Annotated in this window: 19 protein-coding genes; 10 read left to right on the top strand and 9 right to left on the bottom strand. The window is 72.8% G+C overall.

All coding sequences use genetic code 11. From position 1 onward, the window contains the following. Nucleotides 1-56 precede the first annotated feature (56 nt). From Sru01_RS22115 to Sru01_RS22105, 3 genes are read right to left on the bottom strand one after another with little or no spacing between them, the layout of a single operon-like run. Nucleotides 57-416 (bottom strand): hypothetical protein, encoded by a 360-nt coding sequence (locus tag Sru01_RS22115; RefSeq protein WP_203989466.1) that lies wholly within the window; start codon nt 414-416, stop codon nt 57-59. After that, nucleotides 413-691 (bottom strand): hypothetical protein, encoded by a 279-nt coding sequence (locus Sru01_RS22110; protein ID WP_203989464.1) that lies wholly within the window; start codon nt 689-691, stop codon nt 413-415. Before Sru01_RS22110 ends, Sru01_RS22115 begins: the two co-directional genes overlap by 4 nt. A gap of 43 nt (nt 692-734) precedes the next feature. Next, complete coding sequence (locus Sru01_RS22105; protein ID WP_203989462.1) at nt 735-2,564, bottom strand: C2 family cysteine protease; 1,830 nt, start codon at nt 2,562-2,564, stop codon at nt 735-737. A 242-nt stretch (nt 2,565-2,806) separates the two neighbouring features. Here Sru01_RS22105 and Sru01_RS22100 point away from each other — a divergent pair, with 242 nt between their 5' ends. Genes Sru01_RS22100 through Sru01_RS22090 form a run of 3 tightly spaced genes read left to right on the top strand, consistent with a single transcriptional unit; the run spans nt 2,807 to nt 4,176 of the window. Continuing rightward, the gene (locus tag Sru01_RS22100; protein WP_307812067.1) at nt 2,807-3,187 is read left to right on the top strand and encodes an ArsR/SmtB family transcription factor; all 381 of its coding nucleotides are present in this window, start codon (nt 2,807-2,809) and stop codon (nt 3,185-3,187) included. Beyond that, complete coding sequence (locus tag Sru01_RS22095) at nt 3,120-3,602, top strand: SRPBCC family protein (RefSeq protein ID WP_203989458.1); 483 nt, start codon at nt 3,120-3,122, stop codon at nt 3,600-3,602. The genes Sru01_RS22100 and Sru01_RS22095 overlap by 68 nt, the downstream gene beginning before the upstream one ends. Continuing rightward, nucleotides 3,589-4,176: a TIGR03086 family metal-binding protein gene (locus Sru01_RS22090; protein WP_203989456.1), complete on the top strand. Its 588-nt coding sequence runs from the start codon at nt 3,589-3,591 to the stop codon at nt 4,174-4,176. The genes Sru01_RS22095 and Sru01_RS22090 overlap by 14 nt, the downstream gene beginning before the upstream one ends. Nucleotides 4,177-4,195: 19 nt before the next feature. Here the strand turns inward: Sru01_RS22090 and Sru01_RS22085 are convergent, their stop codons facing one another. Beyond that, nucleotides 4,196-5,200 (bottom strand): methionine synthase, encoded by a 1,005-nt coding sequence (locus Sru01_RS22085; protein WP_203989454.1) that lies wholly within the window; start codon nt 5,198-5,200, stop codon nt 4,196-4,198. A gap of 335 nt (nt 5,201-5,535) precedes the next feature. On the opposite strand from Sru01_RS22085, the gene Sru01_RS22080 reads away from it, so the two are divergent. From Sru01_RS22080 to Sru01_RS22070, 3 genes are all read left to right on the top strand, one after another. After that, on the top strand, nt 5,536-5,685 hold the full coding sequence (locus Sru01_RS22080) for a hypothetical protein (protein WP_203989452.1): 150 nt from the start codon (nt 5,536-5,538) through the stop codon (nt 5,683-5,685). 70 nt (nt 5,686-5,755) lie between these two features. Beyond that, nucleotides 5,756-6,700 carry a CDP-alcohol phosphatidyltransferase family protein gene (locus Sru01_RS22075; protein ID WP_203989450.1) on the top strand — a complete coding sequence of 315 codons (945 nt, stop codon included), beginning with the start codon at nt 5,756-5,758 and terminating at the stop codon, nt 6,698-6,700. Nucleotides 6,701-6,809: 109 nt separating this feature from the next. Beyond that, nucleotides 6,810-7,445, top strand: coding sequence for an MBL fold metallo-hydrolase (locus tag Sru01_RS22070; protein WP_203989448.1), 636 nt, complete (start codon nt 6,810-6,812; stop codon nt 7,443-7,445). A 52-nt stretch (nt 7,446-7,497) separates the two neighbouring features. Here the strand turns inward: Sru01_RS22070 and mnmA are convergent, their stop codons facing one another. Further along, nucleotides 7,498-8,568, bottom strand: coding sequence for a tRNA 2-thiouridine(34) synthase MnmA (gene mnmA / locus Sru01_RS22065; RefSeq protein WP_203989446.1), 1,071 nt, complete (start codon nt 8,566-8,568; stop codon nt 7,498-7,500). A 108-nt stretch (nt 8,569-8,676) separates the two neighbouring features. Between mnmA and Sru01_RS22060 the strand changes: the two genes are divergently transcribed. Next, nucleotides 8,677-9,702, top strand: coding sequence for a DUF695 domain-containing protein (locus tag Sru01_RS22060; RefSeq protein ID WP_203989444.1), 1,026 nt, complete (start codon nt 8,677-8,679; stop codon nt 9,700-9,702). Between the two features lie 138 nt (nt 9,703-9,840). Here Sru01_RS22060 and Sru01_RS22055 read toward each other — a convergent pair whose 3' ends face one another. Continuing rightward, the gene (locus tag Sru01_RS22055; protein ID WP_203989442.1) at nt 9,841-10,776 is read right to left on the bottom strand and encodes a helix-turn-helix domain-containing protein; all 936 of its coding nucleotides are present in this window, start codon (nt 10,774-10,776) and stop codon (nt 9,841-9,843) included. Between the two features lie 55 nt (nt 10,777-10,831). Here Sru01_RS22055 and rplK point away from each other — a divergent pair, with 55 nt between their 5' ends. Continuing rightward, complete coding sequence (gene rplK / locus Sru01_RS22050; RefSeq protein ID WP_203989440.1) at nt 10,832-11,257, top strand: 50S ribosomal protein L11; 426 nt, start codon at nt 10,832-10,834, stop codon at nt 11,255-11,257. Between the two features lie 273 nt (nt 11,258-11,530). Then, entirely contained in the window at nt 11,531-12,472 is a 942-nt protein-coding gene (locus Sru01_RS22045) for a hypothetical protein (RefSeq protein WP_203989438.1), read from the top strand. 33 nt (nt 12,473-12,505) lie between these two features. Here the strand turns inward: Sru01_RS22045 and Sru01_RS22040 are convergent, their stop codons facing one another. Next, the gene (locus tag Sru01_RS22040; protein WP_203989436.1) at nt 12,506-12,928 is read right to left on the bottom strand and encodes a nuclear transport factor 2 family protein; all 423 of its coding nucleotides are present in this window, start codon (nt 12,926-12,928) and stop codon (nt 12,506-12,508) included. Between the two features lie 132 nt (nt 12,929-13,060). Beyond that, nucleotides 13,061-13,642, bottom strand: coding sequence for a DinB family protein (locus tag Sru01_RS22035; RefSeq protein WP_239137643.1), 582 nt, complete (start codon nt 13,640-13,642; stop codon nt 13,061-13,063). Between the two features lie 135 nt (nt 13,643-13,777). Between Sru01_RS22035 and Sru01_RS22030 the strand changes: the two genes are divergently transcribed. Next, the gene (locus Sru01_RS22030) at nt 13,778-14,599 is read left to right on the top strand and encodes a class I SAM-dependent methyltransferase (protein WP_203989433.1); all 822 of its coding nucleotides are present in this window, start codon (nt 13,778-13,780) and stop codon (nt 14,597-14,599) included. A gap of 117 nt (nt 14,600-14,716) precedes the next feature. On the opposite strand, the gene Sru01_RS22025 is transcribed toward Sru01_RS22030, so the two are convergent. Further along, complete coding sequence (locus Sru01_RS22025) at nt 14,717-15,910, bottom strand: S8 family peptidase (protein WP_203989431.1); 1,194 nt, start codon at nt 15,908-15,910, stop codon at nt 14,717-14,719. Between the last annotated feature and the right edge of the window lie 91 nt (nt 15,911-16,001).

Below are 16,001 nucleotides of genomic sequence, written 5' to 3'. Positions count from 1 at the left end.
ATCCGCCACCGACATTTCCCCACGAAAACCTGCCATACCCCTATGAATAGGGCGGGTCACGGCGTGCTCAGCACGACGTCCACCGCGTCCCGGTCTCGGCGCCACATGTCCCAGACGCCCACCAGGCGCAGCCTGCCCCCGGGCACCTCGACGGTCTGCCCCTCGCTCACCCGCACCTCCCGGCCGCCGCCGGCGGTCCCGCGCATCCCGATGAGCACGTCGCCGCCGCCCAGCATGGCGTTCAGCGACACCGCCCCGCCCGGGTACGGATGCTGGAGCGGCGGCAGTCCGGGCCGGGACAGGGTGAGCCGCACCGCGCCCGGCCCCGCCGGCGGCGGCGCGGCGCTGTACCTGGCCAGCGCGAACACCACGCCGGCGAGCACGACCAGCCCGGCGACCGCGGCCCAGACCCTCACGCCGGCGGCTCGGTCCCGGCGCCCGGCCACGGCTCGCCCTCCGACGCCACCAGGACGTGCTCGGCGGCGATCTCGCGGACCACCAGCACCCGCCCGCCCGCCTCGGCGCTCTCCCCCGGGCCGAGCAGGAAGGCCTCGGGCTCGGCCGCGCCGGCCGCGCGCACGCCCAGCAGCACCGCCCGCGGGCCGTCCCCGCCGGTGAACCGGCGGATGCCGATCCGCATGCCCCAGGCCTCGGCGTCCACGCCGCGCCGCACCTTCACCGTGTACTCCATCGCCACCCCGTCATCTCTCTCCGTCGTTCCCGCCGCGTGCCGATCATTCCTCGGCGGCGATCTCCACCTGCCAGTTCCGGGCCCAGGTGCCGGTCCCGTCCTTGATCCAGCTGAGCGGGACGTCCACCTGATGCGGCGCCGAGGCGCCGGCACCCCACGGGTTGACCAGCCTGACGGTCTCCACCCCGTTCTTGTCGATGAAGACGTCCTCGACGGAGTACACGTGTTTGGTCACCAGCTGGGCACCGGGACCGGTGCGATGGTCATCGTCGAAGATCCCGTCGGCCGGCGTGCTGACCGTCATCGGCACCTTCGCGTCGCTCAGCTTCTTGAGGTTGGCGTAGCTCAGGTCGTCCAGCTCCCCGACCTTCTTGCCGTCGATGTCCGGCCAGGGATCGACGACGAACCCACCCTCGATCTCCTCGAAGGAGCTCAGGCCCTTGAACTGCGCGTAAGCCTTCTCATAGATGGCCAGCAGCGGCGGGCTCACGAACGCGTCCTGCTGGGTCCCCTTCCACATCGGAACCGCCGCCGTCACCGTGACCGGCACCGGCGCGCCGTCGCGGAAGAAGGTCACCGTGTAAGTCCCGTCCGCGTTGCGGGTCATCCGCTTCGTCAGGAAGTTGGGGTCCTGCCGCAACCGGCCCGCCACGGCGGCCAGGAAGTAGCAGTCGCCGAGCTGGCCCTGGCTCACCCCCAGCTGGTAGAGCGGCATCGACGGATCCGGCAGCGTGCCCGGCATCCCGTACTCGAACCGGCCGGCGTCCTCCACGTCGAGGCGCGGATCCGGGACCGGCACCTGGCCGGCGAGCCCGGCCAGGCCGGCCAGTGCCTGCCGGACGCCGTCGAACTCGCTGGTCAGCGGTTCCTTGTTCTGCGTCTGCCCGAGGACCCGGGAGATGAGCGGGTCGGCCGGATTGCACCAGGTGAGGTCGCCGGGGGGACGCATCCGCTCGCCCACCTCGCGGGCCTCGACGGTGGCGGCGGTCACGAACCGGCCGAGCGGGTCGCCGCGGCCGGCGTCGTCACCCAGCCATCCGGGCAGGTCCCCGCTGATCATCCGGTTGATCATGTCGAAGTTCTCGGCGTAGACCTGGTTGGCGGCCATCGGGTTGCGCGCCAGGCCGTCCAGGAACGAGGCGGCGAGCTCGGTGTCGCCCCCCAGGGTGCCGCGCAGCCCTCGGTTGCCGATGGCGACCAGGGTGTCCTTGTTCCAGGTGCCGTGCTGGATGACCGCCGCCAGGCCGCTCAGATCGGGCATCCCGTCGGTGCCCTTCGCGAACTTCCCCAGCCACGCGTCGTCGATCACGCCCTGGTGGCTCGCCACCGCCATGACGGTGGAGAAGGCGGCCAGCCGGGCACCGTCGTCGTTCTCGCCGCGGGCCCGGTTGACCAGAAAGGCGGCTTTCTCCGGGCCGAGCTGCTTGAGGAGGGCCCGGGCGAAGTCCGGATCGCTCTGGTACTTGCGGATCTGCTCCCAGGCGTCGTCGGGGAACCCCTCCGGCTCCTGGTACGTGCCGGCCAGCTCCTTGGCCTTGGCCTCCGCCTCGGCGGGACTCTTGAAGAACCCCTCCCACTCGGTCTGCACCATCGCCCCGGTGAAACCGAACTGGTCGTTCTCCTTCGACAGCTGCTCGGCCATCCGCTGCCGCCGGTTCAGCATGCCGAGCTCACCGCCGATCCACCCGGCCACCCCGGCCAGCGTGCCGATCGGCTTGGTGGACAACCCCACCCGGGAGAAGGCGTCCTTCAACCCCGGGACGTGCTCCTCCACCAGCCCCTTGGCACCCTCCAAATCCTTGATCATCGAACGCATCAGCACCGGGTCGATACCGGCGAAGTCACCACCGCCGTCGTCCTCGCGAGGAGCCATGCCGGGAATCGTAGGGAATCACGGCCGCGCGTGCACATGCCCGTCGATCAGGTGCCACCCGGCCGAGGGGCGGACGGCGGCCCTGGCGGCCGGCCACCAGAGCGCCGTACACCGCTCTCCCGATCGGCCGCCACCCTGATGAACAGGTCTTTCTACCGAAAGGTTGTCAGTAAGCCTTCATCGGACGTACCGTTGTTTCAACCACACGGTTGAAACGGCGAGGAATGATGAGCACGGATGGGTTGTCCCGCGTATTCGCCGCCCTCGCGGACCCGACCCGGCGCGACATGGTCGCCCGGCTGGCGGAGGGCGACGCCACCGTGAGCCGGCTGGCCGAGCCGTACCGCATGTCGTTGCAGGCCGTCTACAAGCACCTCCGGGTGCTGGAGGAGGCCGGCCTGGTCGGCCGCCCGCCCGGACCGCAGCCGCGGGCGGTGCGCCTGGAGACCCGGGCCTTCGACCTACTGGACACCTGGCTCGAGCGGCACCGGCGCCGCACCGAGCAGCGTTACCGCCGCCTGGACACCGTCCTGGCGGAGATGAGGAGAGACGAGCATGAACAGCATCAGCGAGACGGCGATCGAGGCGGATCCCAAGCTGCCGATCATCCAGATCACCCGTGACTTCACGGCCACGCCGGAGCAGTTGTTCCGCGCGCACACCGACCCCGAGCTGTTCGCCCGGTGGGTGGGGCCCGACGCGCTGGCCACCCGCATCGTGCACTGGGACGCCCGCACCGGCGGCAGCTGGCGGTACGTCGCGGCGCAGGACGGCACCGAGTACGGGTTCCACGGCTGCTTCCACGAGGTGCGGCCGGACCGCATCGTGCAGACCTTCACCTTCGACGGCGAACCCGACGGGGTCGCCCTGGAGACGCTGTCGTTCGAGGACCTGGGCGACGGCCGCACCCGGCTGCGGGCGCGGTCGCTGGTCGACAGCCTGGAGGGCCGCGACGCATGGCTGCGCAGCGGCATGGAGGTCGGCGTCGACCAGGGATACGCGAAGCTGGACAGGATGCTCGCCGATGGCGCTGTCTGACCGCCCCGCCGACCGGCACCGTCAGGTCGCCGGCCTGTTCACCGACCGGGTGCGCGGCACCCGGTCCTGGGACGTGCCCTCCCCCGTCCCGGGCTGGTCCGCCCGCGACGTCGTGCGGCACCTGGTCGACTGGTTCCCCGCGTTCCTGGCCGCCGGCTCCGGCGTCGACCTGGCCCGCGGGCCGTCGGTGGAGGAGGACCCGGTCGCCGCCTGGCAGGTCCTGCGGGACGGCGTCCAGGACCTGCTGGACGATCCGGAGACGGCACGCCGTGAACTGACGAATCCGCACATCGGGCGGGTGCCGCTGGACGCGGCGATCGACCGGTTCTACACCGCCGACGTGTTCATGCACACCTGGGACCTGGCCCGGGCCACCGGCCAGGACGACCGGCTGGACCCGGACTTCTGCGCCGGCCTCCTGGCCGGGATGGTCGAGATCGAGGCGGCGATGCGCGCCTCCGGCCAGTACGGCCCCCGGGTCGAGGTGCCGGAGGACGCCGACGCCCAGACCAGGATGCTGGGATTCATCGGCCGCGATCCGTTCTGGTCGCCGGACCGGCCGGCCGGTCGCTGACCGCCGGGCGGGTGGCCCGCTAGCCGTCTTCGGGGTCCTCGCGCAGGACACGGGCGGCCTCCCGGCAGCGGGCCAGCGCGGCCCGGGCCTGGCCGGGCGAGGCGCCGGCCAGCCCGCAGGACGGGGTGAGCACCACCTGCTCGGCCAGCCGCCCCGGCGGGAAGCCGAGCCGGCCCCACAGCGTGCGGGCGGGCTCGGCCGCCGCCGCGGTGGCGGGCAGCGGCGCGCCGGAGCCCGGGACGACGCCGAGGAACAGCGCGATGCCCGCCTCGATCGCCTCGCCCAGCCGGTCCTCGTCCCGGCGGCGCAGCAGGGCCGCGTCCAGCGACACCCCGCCCGCGCCGGCGGCGCGCAGCACGTTCAGCGGCACGCCGGGGGCACAGCAGTGCACCACGGTGAAGGCGTCCCCGGGCAGCACGGCGCGCAGCCGCTCGGCGGCGTCCGGCGGTTCCACCGCGGGCAGCCGGCCGAACCCGGACGCGGTCGGCACCGTGCCGGCCAGCACGCCGGGCAGGCCCGGCTCGTCCAGCTGGACGATCACCTGGGCGCCCGGCACCCGGGCGCGCACGTCCGCCAGGTGCGCGGCGAGCCCCTCGGCCAGCGACCCGGCCAGGTCGCGGACCGCGCCGGCGTCGGCCAGCATCTTGTCGCCGTGCCGCAGCTCGACGGCGCCCGCCAGCGTCCACGGCCCGCACACCTGGATCTTCAGCGGGCCGGTGTAGCCGTAGGCGACCTCCTCCAGCCCGTCCAGGTCGCGGGCCAGGTGCTCGCGCGCCCGGCGCAGGTCGCGGCCCGGCCGGTCGGTGACCCGCCAGCCGGACGGCTGCACGGCGACCGGCAGGTCGACCAGCAGGCCGGCGGTACGGCCGATCATGTCGGCGCCGACGCCGCGGTCCGGCAGCTCCGGCAGGTACGGCAGGCCGGGCAGCTCGCCGAAGACCGTCCGCAACGTCTCGAGGTGGTCGCCGCCCGGGTGGGAGCCCACTCCGGTCGCGGCGGCCTCCTCCCAGGGAAACTCGCTCACAGCCGCACAGCTTAGAACCGCCGCGGCACGCCGGGCGCCGGGCACCCGCGGGTCCCTCCCCGCGACCCCGCACCCGCGGCGAACCACCTCGTGGTGCCGTGTCGCCGCGGCCAGGTAGCGAAATGTGACTTACGTCATACAACATCCCCGCGCACGCTGGCGTCGTAGAGAGAAAGCACCCCGCACCGGGGCCGCCATGAACACTCCGCGCCGGATCGGAGAAGAAGCAGTACCACCAAATCTCGAACGGGGACAGAAGTGACATACACCCAGCACGTCACGACAGAGCGGATCGGCGGCACGCGCGCTCCCGCGCCGCGGACCGGATCGGCCGGATGACCGCCCACGGGGACGGCGGCAAGGGGTTACGCGGCTACCTGGCCGGCTTCTTCGGCGCGGATGACGATCCGCACCTGGCGGACGACACCCACGCGTTCACCGACGACGACGGCGACGACGACGCCGAGGACCTGGACGACGAATGACGACGAGAACGACGATCGGCCCGCCGCACGGGGCCGGCGGGGCGACGCGGCCGAGGGGACGGGCCACCGGATGACCTTCACGCTGGACGAGGTACGGGCCCAGACCTACAAGGCCCGGGACGCCTGGTGGACGGTCTGGCTGGTGGACCCGCTGGCCGGCCGCCTGGTGGTGATCACCGCCAACCGCACCTCGATCACCCCCAACCAGATCACCTGGGGCGCCTTCCTGCTCGGCCTGGCCGCCGCGGGATGCTTCCTGCGGGCGGAGTGGCCCTGGCTGGTCGCCGGCGCGCTGCTCTACCACCTGAGCTTCGTGCTGGACTGCATGGACGGCAAGATCGCCCGATTGAAGGGCACCGGCACGGTGCTCGGCGGCTGGCTGGACTACGTGTTCGACCGGATCCGGGTGCTCACCTGCACGCTGGCGCTGATGTGGGGGCAGTACCAGGCCACCGGGCAGGAGGTGTACCTGCTGCTCGGCGTGGCGGTGGTCTTCCTGGACATGCTGCGCTACGTCGACGCCCTGCAGATCGCCAAGGTGCGCCGCCAGATGCGCACCCGGCTGCGGCGTGCCCTGGCCGAGACCGCGCCGGACGCGGACCTCGCGACCGGCGTGCCCGGCGGGATGCCCGGCGGGGTGCTCGGCGAGGACGCCGACCTGGACGCCGAGGAGAACCGGGTGCGCACCCCCGAGGAGCTCGCCGCGGCCGCCGCGCCACGGGTCCGGCCCGGCGACCAGGTGGACCTGCAGGAGGAGTTCCGCTCCCGGTTCACCGGCTACCTGCGGATCCGCGACCGGCTGCGGGACCACCGGGTGCGCACCCACCTGGTCAGCGGCATCGAGTTCCAGATGGCGGTGTTCATCATCGGCCCGCTCACCGGGCAGATCATCCCGGTGACGGTGGGCGCCGCGGCGCTGCTGCTGGTCTTCGAGGCGGCGATCATGTACAAGCTGTGGCTGTCGTCGCGCGACTTCGCCCGCGCGCTCGCCCGCACCCAGGAGATGGCCATGTGACGTCCCCCGGGCCGGCCGCCGCCCGGCCCCGGCCGGCAATGCACGACCCGGGACCGGGCCGGGAGGCCCGGTCCCGGCTGTGGACCGGCCTCAGGGCCATGATGGGACGATGAAGCTCACCAAGCACGGTCACGCCTGCGTCCGGCTGGAGAAGGACGGCGCGACCCTCATCATCGACCCGGGCGGCCTCACCGAGGAGTCGGCGCTGGACGGCGCGGACGCCGTCCTGATCACCCACGAGCACTTCGACCACCTGGACGCCCGGCGGCTGGCCGCGCTGGGCCCCGGCGTGCCGGTCTACACCTGCGCGCCGGTGGCCGAGCAGCTCGCCGGGCTGGCCGCCCCGGTGCACGTGGTCGGGGACGGCGACGCGTTCACCGCCGCCGGCTTCGAGGTCGGCGTGCTCGGCCGCGAGCACGCCCGGATCGCCTTCGACGTGCCGGTCGTGCAGAACATCGGCTTCCTGGTCGACGGCGAGGTCTTCCACCCCGGCGACGCGTTCACCGTGCCGGACCGGCCGGTGGGCACGCTGCTCACGCCCACCTCCGGGCCGTGGATGAAGGCCGCCGACATGGTCGACTACCTGCGCGAGGTGGCGCCGGCCCGGGCCTACTCCATCCATGACGGGCTGTGGAACGAGGTGGGGCTGAAGCTGGTGGACGGCACCCTGGCCCGGCGGGGCGAGGCGCAGCACGCCGACTTCCGCCGGCTGGCCACCGGCGAGACCGTCGAGCTGCCGGGCTGACCCGCGGGCGGGCTCAGCGGGCGGGCTCAGCGGGCGGGCTCAGCGGGCGGGCTCAGCGGGCGGCGGAGATGGTGGCCGAGCCGATGACGGTGTCGCCGTCGTACAGCACGGCCGCCTGGCCCGCCGCCACCCCGGCCGCCGGGGTGTCCAGCTCCACGTGCAGCTCGCCGCCGGACAGCTGGGCCCGGCAGCCGTACACCTCGCCGTGCGCGCGCAGCTGCACCTGGCAGGCCAGCGGCGCCACCGGCTCGGGCAGCGGGCCGTTCCACACCGGGCGCTCGCCGACGATCGAACTCGCCGCCAGCGACGCGCGCGGGCCCACCGTCACCGTGTTGGACACCGGCTCGATGGACAGCACGTAGCGCGGCCGCCCGTCCGGCGCCGGCCGGTCGATGCGCAGGCCCTTGCGCTGGCCCACGGTGAAGCCGTAAGCGCCGTCGTGCCCGCCGACCACCGCGCCGGACTCGTCGACGATCGGCCCGGGCTCGGCGCCCAGCCGCTCGGCCAGGAAGCCACGGGTGTCGCCGTCGGCGATGAAGCAGATGTCGTGGCTGTCCGGCTTGTCGGCCACGGTGAGCCCGCGGTCGGCGGCCTCCGCCCGCACCTGCGCCTTGGTGGTGTCGCCCAGCGGGAACATCGCGTGCGCGAGCTGCTCGCGGGTCAGCACCCCGAGGACGTACGACTGGTCCTTGCCCGCGTCGACGCTGCGGCGCAGCACCCCGCCCGCCAGCCGGGCGTGGTGACCTGTGACCACCGCGTCGAAGCCGAGCGCCATCGCCCGGTCCAGCACCGCGGTGAACTTGATCTTCTCGTTGCAGCGCAGGCAGGGGTTCGGGGTGCGGCCGGCCGCGTACTCGCCGACGAAGTCCTCTACCACATCGCGGTGGAAGCGCTCGGCCATGTCCCACACGTAGAAGGGGATGCCGATCACGTCGGCGGCCCGCCGGGCGTCCCGCGAGTCCTCCAGCGTGCAGCACCCGCGGGCGCCGGTCCGGTACGACCGCGGGTTGGACGACAGCGCCAGGTGAACCCCGGTCACGTCGTACCCCGCCTCGGCGGCGCGGGCGGCGGCCACGGCCGAATCGACGCCGCCCGACATGGCGGCAAGCACGCGAAGGCTCATAACACCACGAGGTTACCTCCCCTCGGCGCCCCGCACGGCGGCCCGGCCGCCGGGCGGCAGCCGGGACGCGTTGGCGTCGGCCCGGGACTCCTGCGAGGATCGGGGGCCATGCGAGACAACGGGCATGGCGACGGGCCGGCGGGCTTCTGGGCGTGGTGGGCCGGGGCCCGGCCGAGGGTCGAGTCCCTGGCGGACGCCGGCGACACCGAGGGCCTGGCCGCCGAGCTGGACCCGGCGGTGGCGGCGATCGACCCCGGCCTGGTGTGGGACGTGACCCCGGGGCGGGCCGCCCGGCACGCCCTGGTGGTGTCCTCGGCCGGCGACCCGGAGCTGCGCCCGCTCGCGCACCGCTGGGCCCGGTCGGCGCCGCCGGCCGACGCAGGGTGGGAGTTCCATCCGTCCCGGCCCGCCGACCCCGGCGCCGCCGGGCGCACGCTGCGGGTGGACGGGCGTCCGTTGCCGCTGGCCGACCTGGTGGTGGGCCTTCGGGTGCCGAACGGGCAGCCGCGCGTCGACATCACCGCCTACCACCCGGTCTTCGAGGACCTCGCTGACGACGAGGTGCGCACCGAGGCGACGCTGCTCGCCCTGGACCACCTGCTCGGGGAGGACGAGGTGGCCCGCTGGGCGGGCGAGGTCGTGGCCGCGACCGCGCCGCCGATCGACGCCGTCGCCGCCGTCCACCTGCCGGCGGTCGTCGCCGACCTGGCGTCGGAGTATCCGGACGGGCAGTGGGCGCTGATGGAGGGCCGCACCCCTGCCGGGGCGCGCCTGCTGGCCGCCGCCCGCCATCCGCTGCGGCCGGTGGACCACCCGCTGTTCGACCAGCACATCGCGATCACCCTGGCCTACGCCGAGGCGGACGCCGACGGCCTGCCCGCCGGCGGCTCGGCGGCGGCGCTGCGCGGGTTCGAGGAGCGGCTGACCCAGGCCCTGACGCCGCTGGCCGGCACCGCGACGCTCGCCGTGCACGTCACCGCCGAAGGCGCCCGCGTCTTCCATGTCTACGCCGACCCCGACGGCGACGTCCCCGGCGCGCTGCGCGACCTGGCCGCCGGCTGGACCGAGGGGCCCGCCACGGTCGAGGTGGCCGACGACCCGGGCTGGATCATCATCTCTCCCTTCCACAGCTGATCCGGCGCACCGGCCCGCCCTGAGGCCCGCACGCCCGGCGCCGCGTCCGGCCCGCACCTTTCACGCCCGGCTCGCATGCCGGCCGGAGGCGGCGCCGCGGCCGGGCCCCCGGGACCGCGGCGCCGCACTGCCTGTTGATCACATGGTGTGGGCGCGCAGTGCCTGCTCCAGCCAGGTGTGCGCGGCGGTCTGCGGGTGCGGCCAGGGGTCGCCCCGGATGATCGCGGCCAGCTGCCACTGGCGGGTGGCCCGCGGGTCATGCTGTTCGTAGCCCCGCAGCAGCGTGCGGCGGAACTCCGGCCCGTCCGGCCCGCCGTGCATCTCGGTCAGCAGGCCCGCCGCCCGGTCCAGCACCGGCCGGGCGGCCGCCGAGTCCGGCGCGACGCCCGCCGCCACCGCGGCGAGCACCATCTCCACCAGCTCCTGGTCGGCCTTCTGCCAGACCGCCGGGTCATAGCCGCCGTCCGCCTCGCGTTCGCGCCAGTATTCGTCGCTCCGGGTGCGCAGCGTCGCCTGGTAGTCCTCGTCGGCGAGCAGCTCGACCAGCTCCAGCCAGGCGTCGAGCTGCTCGACGGTGGGCTCGGCGGGCAGGTCGGGCACCATGGCCTCCCGCAGGCAGGTCAGCCACCGCTCGCGGGCCGGCACGCCGCCGCCGACCTCGGCGACGAAGGTGTCCAGCAGCGCGTCCCGCTCGGCGGCGCCCAACCGGCCGAGCGTGTTCAGCCGGCGCAGGTCGGTCTCGGACGGCTCGCCGCGCTCCAGTGTGGCCCGCAGGATGGCCCGGGTGCGCTGCAGGCCCTTGAGCTGGGTCTCCACCGTCCGCAGGTGCAGTTCCAGCACCTCGCGCAGGTCGCGTTCGCCCAGCGAGCGGATCACGGCCAGGCCGACGCCGATGTCGCGCAACGCGCGGATCAGCTCCAGCCGGGCCAGATCCTCCTCCCCGTACACCCGATAGCCGCCGGAGGTGCGGTCGCGCTCGGGCAGCACGCCGGCGTCGGAGTAGAAGCGGATGGTCTTCACCGGGATGCCGGACAGCGCGGCCAGCCGGCCGATCGTGTACGTCTCGCGGGCCATGGCACCGATTATTCCGGTTGAGTCTCCAGTAACTGGACACTTTACCGTTTCCGGCATGGCGAAAAGCAAGATCGTAAGAGTGGTGAAGATCCAGCTCAAGGCCGGTGAGGCCGGTCCCGCGACGGTGGGCAAGGACCTCGGCCCGGTCGGCATCAACCTGATGGACTTCTGCCGGCGCTACAACGCCGCGACCGAGGCGCAGCGCGGGTTCGTGGTGCCCGCGGAGATCACGGTGTACGAGGACCGCTCGTTCGACGTGGTGACCAAGATGCCGACCACGGCGTCCCTGCTGCGCCGGGTCGCCGGCCTGGACTCCGGAAGTCCCCGCCCCGGGCACCAGAGCGTGGCGACGATCAGCCGCGAGCAGCTGCGGGAGGTCGCCCGCACCAAGCTGCCGGACCTGAACACCACCGATCTGGACCAGGCCGAGAAGATCATCGCCGGCACCGCCCGCTCCATGGGTCTGAAGATCAAGGACTGAGCCGGCCGCACGGCCGTCACAAGAGCAGGCCCGGTGGGCGGCGGTCCCCACCGGCCTCACCTGCTTCAGGTCACAGCGTGCCCGCGGTGCCCGGCTCCTCGGCCAGGCGGCACCGCGCACTCCTCGCCCGCTCGACACTCGGTGCCCCCCCGAAATGTGAACGTGACGGCCGCGACACTACGGGAAATATGATATCGATTCATTAATTGCCAGCAGATTAGAGACTTGATCGAAAGTTTGAGCGGGCTTTGCCGACACCATAAAGTTCTGGCCATGCTCACGATGGAACACGAGGCGTTGATCGCCCTTTTCAGGAATCGTCCTGAATTGGCAGGCGAGGTCCTGGAACAGGTGCTCAAAGTGCCATTGCCCGCACATCGCGAGGCACGCGTGGAGTCGGCTGATCTGACACAGTTCGAGCCGGTTGAATATCAATCAGACACGATTACCGTACTGTGGGCCGACAAGCCAATGCTGGCCGTGGTGGTCGAGGTGCAACGCGGCCGTGACCCCGGCAAGCGGTGGAGCTGGCCGGTCTACCTGGCATCCATCCGTGCGCGCCTGAAATGTCCGGCATTGTTGCTGGTCATCTGTACCGACCCGGGGATCGCGCGATGGTGCGCGAAGACCATCGACATGGGGCACCCAGGGTGGAATCTCACTCCGCTGGTAGCCGACCCCGGTGCGGTCCCCCTGATAACCGATGCCGAGACGGCGATCCGCTCGCCCGAGCTGGCCGTGCTGTCGGCGGTGACCCACGGCGGCCAGGACGATGCCCAGCCGGTGCTGGAGGCATGCCTGGCCGCCCTTACCGTCGTCGACGACGAACGGGCCCGGTTGTACGCTGATTTCGTATTCGCCATGCTGCCGGAGGCGGCGCGCAAGAACTGGGAGGTATTGATGGCGGTGGGCACGTACGAATACCAGAGCGACTTCGCCAAGAAGTACGTCGCCGAAGGAAGAGAAGAAGGGAAGGCCGAAGGGAAGGCGGAGGCGGTCCTCGTGCTGCTGGCCGGACGGGGCGTCCCGGTCCCAGGCGAGATGCGCGACCGCATCATGCAGTGCACGGACACCACCCTGCTGGACACCTGGATCCAGCGGGCCGCCACCGCCACGACCGCCGCCGACCTCTTCGACCGACCCTCCCGCCATCACCACCCGGCCACTCCGAACGGATGCGCGTCACCCCATGGCGGCCGCTCCGGCATGACCTGATCACCGAAGCGGCGCCGCACCCGCCGGCGCCGGTCAGGGCTGGACGCTGAGGGCGCGCGCGACGGTGAGGCTGTCCTCGTAGATGTGGTAGCGGGTGATGCGCCCGTCGGTGACGGTGAGGTGCAGCGCGAACGGCGAGGTGTAGGCGGTCCCACCGGCGCGTACCGTCTGCGCGATCTCCCCCAGCACCACCGCGTCCTCGCCATCGACGAGAATCCGGCTCACCGAGGTGCCGTTCAACTCGGGCACATGATGCGCCTCCAGCGACCGGAAATGGTCGGCCACGTCGGCGCGGGCGGACCGGGGACGGATCCATGGCACCGCCGGGTGCCCCTCGACCGGCCAGCTGAGCCGCCAGTCGAACGGCTCGGCGAACATTTCCGCGGTGCGCTCATGGTCGCCTTCGGCCAGCCGGCCCAGGAACTCCGTCACGACGTCACGAGTGTCACGATTCATGCCCCAACTCTCCCGGCCGGGCGTGCGGGGCGTCGATTACCCGGGAGGTAAGGCGGAAGCCGCCGCGGCCGGTCGTCGCAGGTCAGCGCCTCCGGCCGGCCGCGCGAAACGGGTTGGGCGAGCCTGGCCGGGTCATTGGCCGATGCGACCGTCGATGCGCTCGCGCAGCAGGTCGACGTGGCCCATGTGCCGACCGTACTCCCAGATCATCCCGACCAGCATCTCGCGCAGCGAGGTCTGCCCGCCGCCGCTGCCGTGCTTGTTCAGCGAGTCGTCACCGGTGATGTCGAGACTCGGTGCCTCGGCGACGAATCGCTCGGCGAAGGCCACCTCCGCCCGCCAGGCGTCCCACGCCTCCGCGACCACCTTCGGATCGGGGACCGCCCCGTCGAAGTCGCCGTCCCGGTCGGTGTCGGAGGTGAACAGCTTCGGCACGTCCTGCCCGGCCATCAGCACCCGGAACGTCGCGCGCTCCACCTCGGCCAGGTGCCGGACCAGCCCGAGCAGCGACATCGTCGACGGCTCGACCGACCGCCGGGCCATGGCCTCCGCGTCCAGGCCCTCGCACTTCATCTCCAGCGTCAGGCGGGCCGTGCGCAGGGCCTCGGCCAGCGTGGTGCGCTCATCGCCGAGCGTCGGTCCGTGCTCGCGCGGGTCGTCGTCGGAGGGCTTGCCGTCCGCGGTGAACATGTCCGCGCGTCGTGTCGTCGCCATGGTCGCCATCATGGGCGGGCGGCCGCCGGCCGACAACCGATTAAATCGGGTGGCCCTCCGGTGCCGGACGCCGGCGGAAAGGCCGCCCGAAATCTGCTCGTTCCTGCCGCTCGACGGTGGTTAGGGTTGTCCGCCATGCACGACGAGACCTACCACTACAACGAGCAACGCTGGCAGGCCCTGGTGGCGGCGGACGCGTTATTCACCCGTCCCGCGCTCGACCTGGACCCGGACAAGGCCCGGGCATACCTGGACCTGGACCGGCTGGGCGTCCCCGGCGACCTGGCGGGCCGCAGGGTGCTCTGCCTGGCGAGCGGCGGCGGGCAGCAGTCCGCGGCCTTCGCCCTGCTGGGCGCCGACGTGACGGTCGTCGACATCTCGTCCGGGCAGCTGGCGCGGGACCGCCAGGCCGCCGAGCACTACGGCGTCGCCGTCCGCACGGTCCAGGGGGACATGCGGGACCTGTCGGATCTCGACCACGCCACGTTCGACCTGGTCTGGCACCCGTACTCGCTGAACTTCGTCCCGGACTGCCTGGTCGTCTTCCGCGAGGTGGCGAGGGTGCTCGCCGAAGGCGGCCACTACCACCTGATGTGCGCCAACCCGGCCTTCTCCGGGCTCACCCACCACACCTGGACCGGGGAGGGTTACCTGCTGACGCAGCCCTACACCGAGGGGGCGGCGACCTCCTATCCCGACCAGGAGTGGGTCTACGACGGCGAGCCGGCCGGCCGCATCCGCCCGCCCCGGGAGTACCGGCACACCCTGGACCGGGTCGTCAACGGTCTGCTCGGCGAAGGCTTCGCGCTGACCTTCCTCGCCGAGTCGCGCGAGCACTACCCGGACGCGGAACCGGGCAGCTGGGCGCACTTCATCGGGGTCGCCCCGCCGTGGCTGGACTCCGTCTGGCGGTACCGCCCGGCGTCCTCGCCGGAGGCCGGCGTCCCGAGGCCCTGATGACCGCGGCCGGGCCGGCCTGGCGGAACACCCCGCGCATCTGCCGGCCGCCGCCCCCAGGTCTTGCTCCGACGCGCCGGCCGACCGGCGCGACCGCACGCCGGCCGGAGGTCCGAGCTAGAGATCGTCGATGTAGAGCAGCCGGTCGGGGGTGCCGGCCGGGACGTCCCGCAGCGCGCTGGTGGCATGACCGACGAGCCAGTTGCGGACGGTGACGGTGCTGGAGTCGCCGTAGGCCTGCTTGAGCAGCGCGGCCGTCGCGGTCACGTAGGGGGCGGCGTAGCCGCTTCCGCTGCCCCGCGCCTCGCCGCCCCCCGCGGCCGCCGAGACGATGCCGACGCCCGGGGCGTACAGGTCGACGCAGGGACCGGCGTTGCCGCCCGGGGCGGGTGCGTCCTCGATCGAGGACGCGGCGACGGTGACGACGCCGGAGGCGCTGCCGGGTGAGGCGGTACAGGCGTCACCGGACTGGTCGCCGCCGCTCGCCACGACGAAGGCGCCGAGGTCGGACAGCGTCTTGGCGGCGTCGTTGGCCACGGCGGACCGCAGGCCGCTGACGGAGACGTTCACCACGGCGGGACGTCGCAGGTGACCGGCGATCCAGTCGAAGCCCGCGATCATGCCGCCGAAGGTGCCGTTGCCGGCGCAGTCCAGCACGCGTACCGGCGCGAGCCGTGCCTTCGGCGCGACGCCCCAGGACGTGCCGGCGACGATTCCGGCCACCAGGGTGCCCTGGCCCGCGCAGTCGCCGGTGCCGCGGCCGTCCCGGATGCTGCTGTAGCCGGGATCGAGCCGGCCGGTGAAGGCGGGCTGGGCGGTGTCGATGCCGCTGTCCACGATGTAGGCGGTGACGCCGGCGCCGTCGTGGTGGGTGTGGAACGACCCGTCCAGCGGGAGGGATCGCTGGTTGATCCGGTCGTTCGCCCAGGACAGTGCGGGCACCAGGGGCGGGGGCAGCGGGATCACGGGGTGCAGGTCGAGGTGGCGGATCCGGCCGTCCTGTTCGATCTCGGCGACATCGGGATGCCGGCGTAGCCCGCCCAGCTGCCCGGCCGTCATGAGCGCGGTGAACCCCTTCATGATCTTGCTATAGGTGTAGATCGGTTTCACGCCGAGGCCGGCCGCCACCTTGTCCGGGTTCGCCGCGGGTTGCAGCCGGACGATGTACTGGTCGGGGATGAGCGAGGGGGGCGGTGCCGCGGCGGCGTCACGCGGCGGATGCGGCACGGCGGGATGTCCGGCGATCACCGAGGTCAGGGCGAGCAGCAGGCCGGCCAGTGCGCGCGCCGCACGCCCGGCCCCGCCGCTCACCCCCTGGTCCCGGAAGTAATCATGGCACGTCCCCCGCGTCGTTCCAGTGATCTTTCTATGTTCGATTACCCAGAGTCACGACGATCACGCT

It is taken from the genome of Sphaerisporangium rufum, from assembly GCF_016863395.1.
In the GTDB taxonomy this organism is placed as follows: Bacteria; Actinomycetota; Actinomycetes; order Streptosporangiales; family Streptosporangiaceae; genus Sphaerisporangium; species Sphaerisporangium rufum.
Note: the sequence above shows the minus strand (reverse complement) of the source record. Positions and strands in the feature narration are given on the sequence as shown.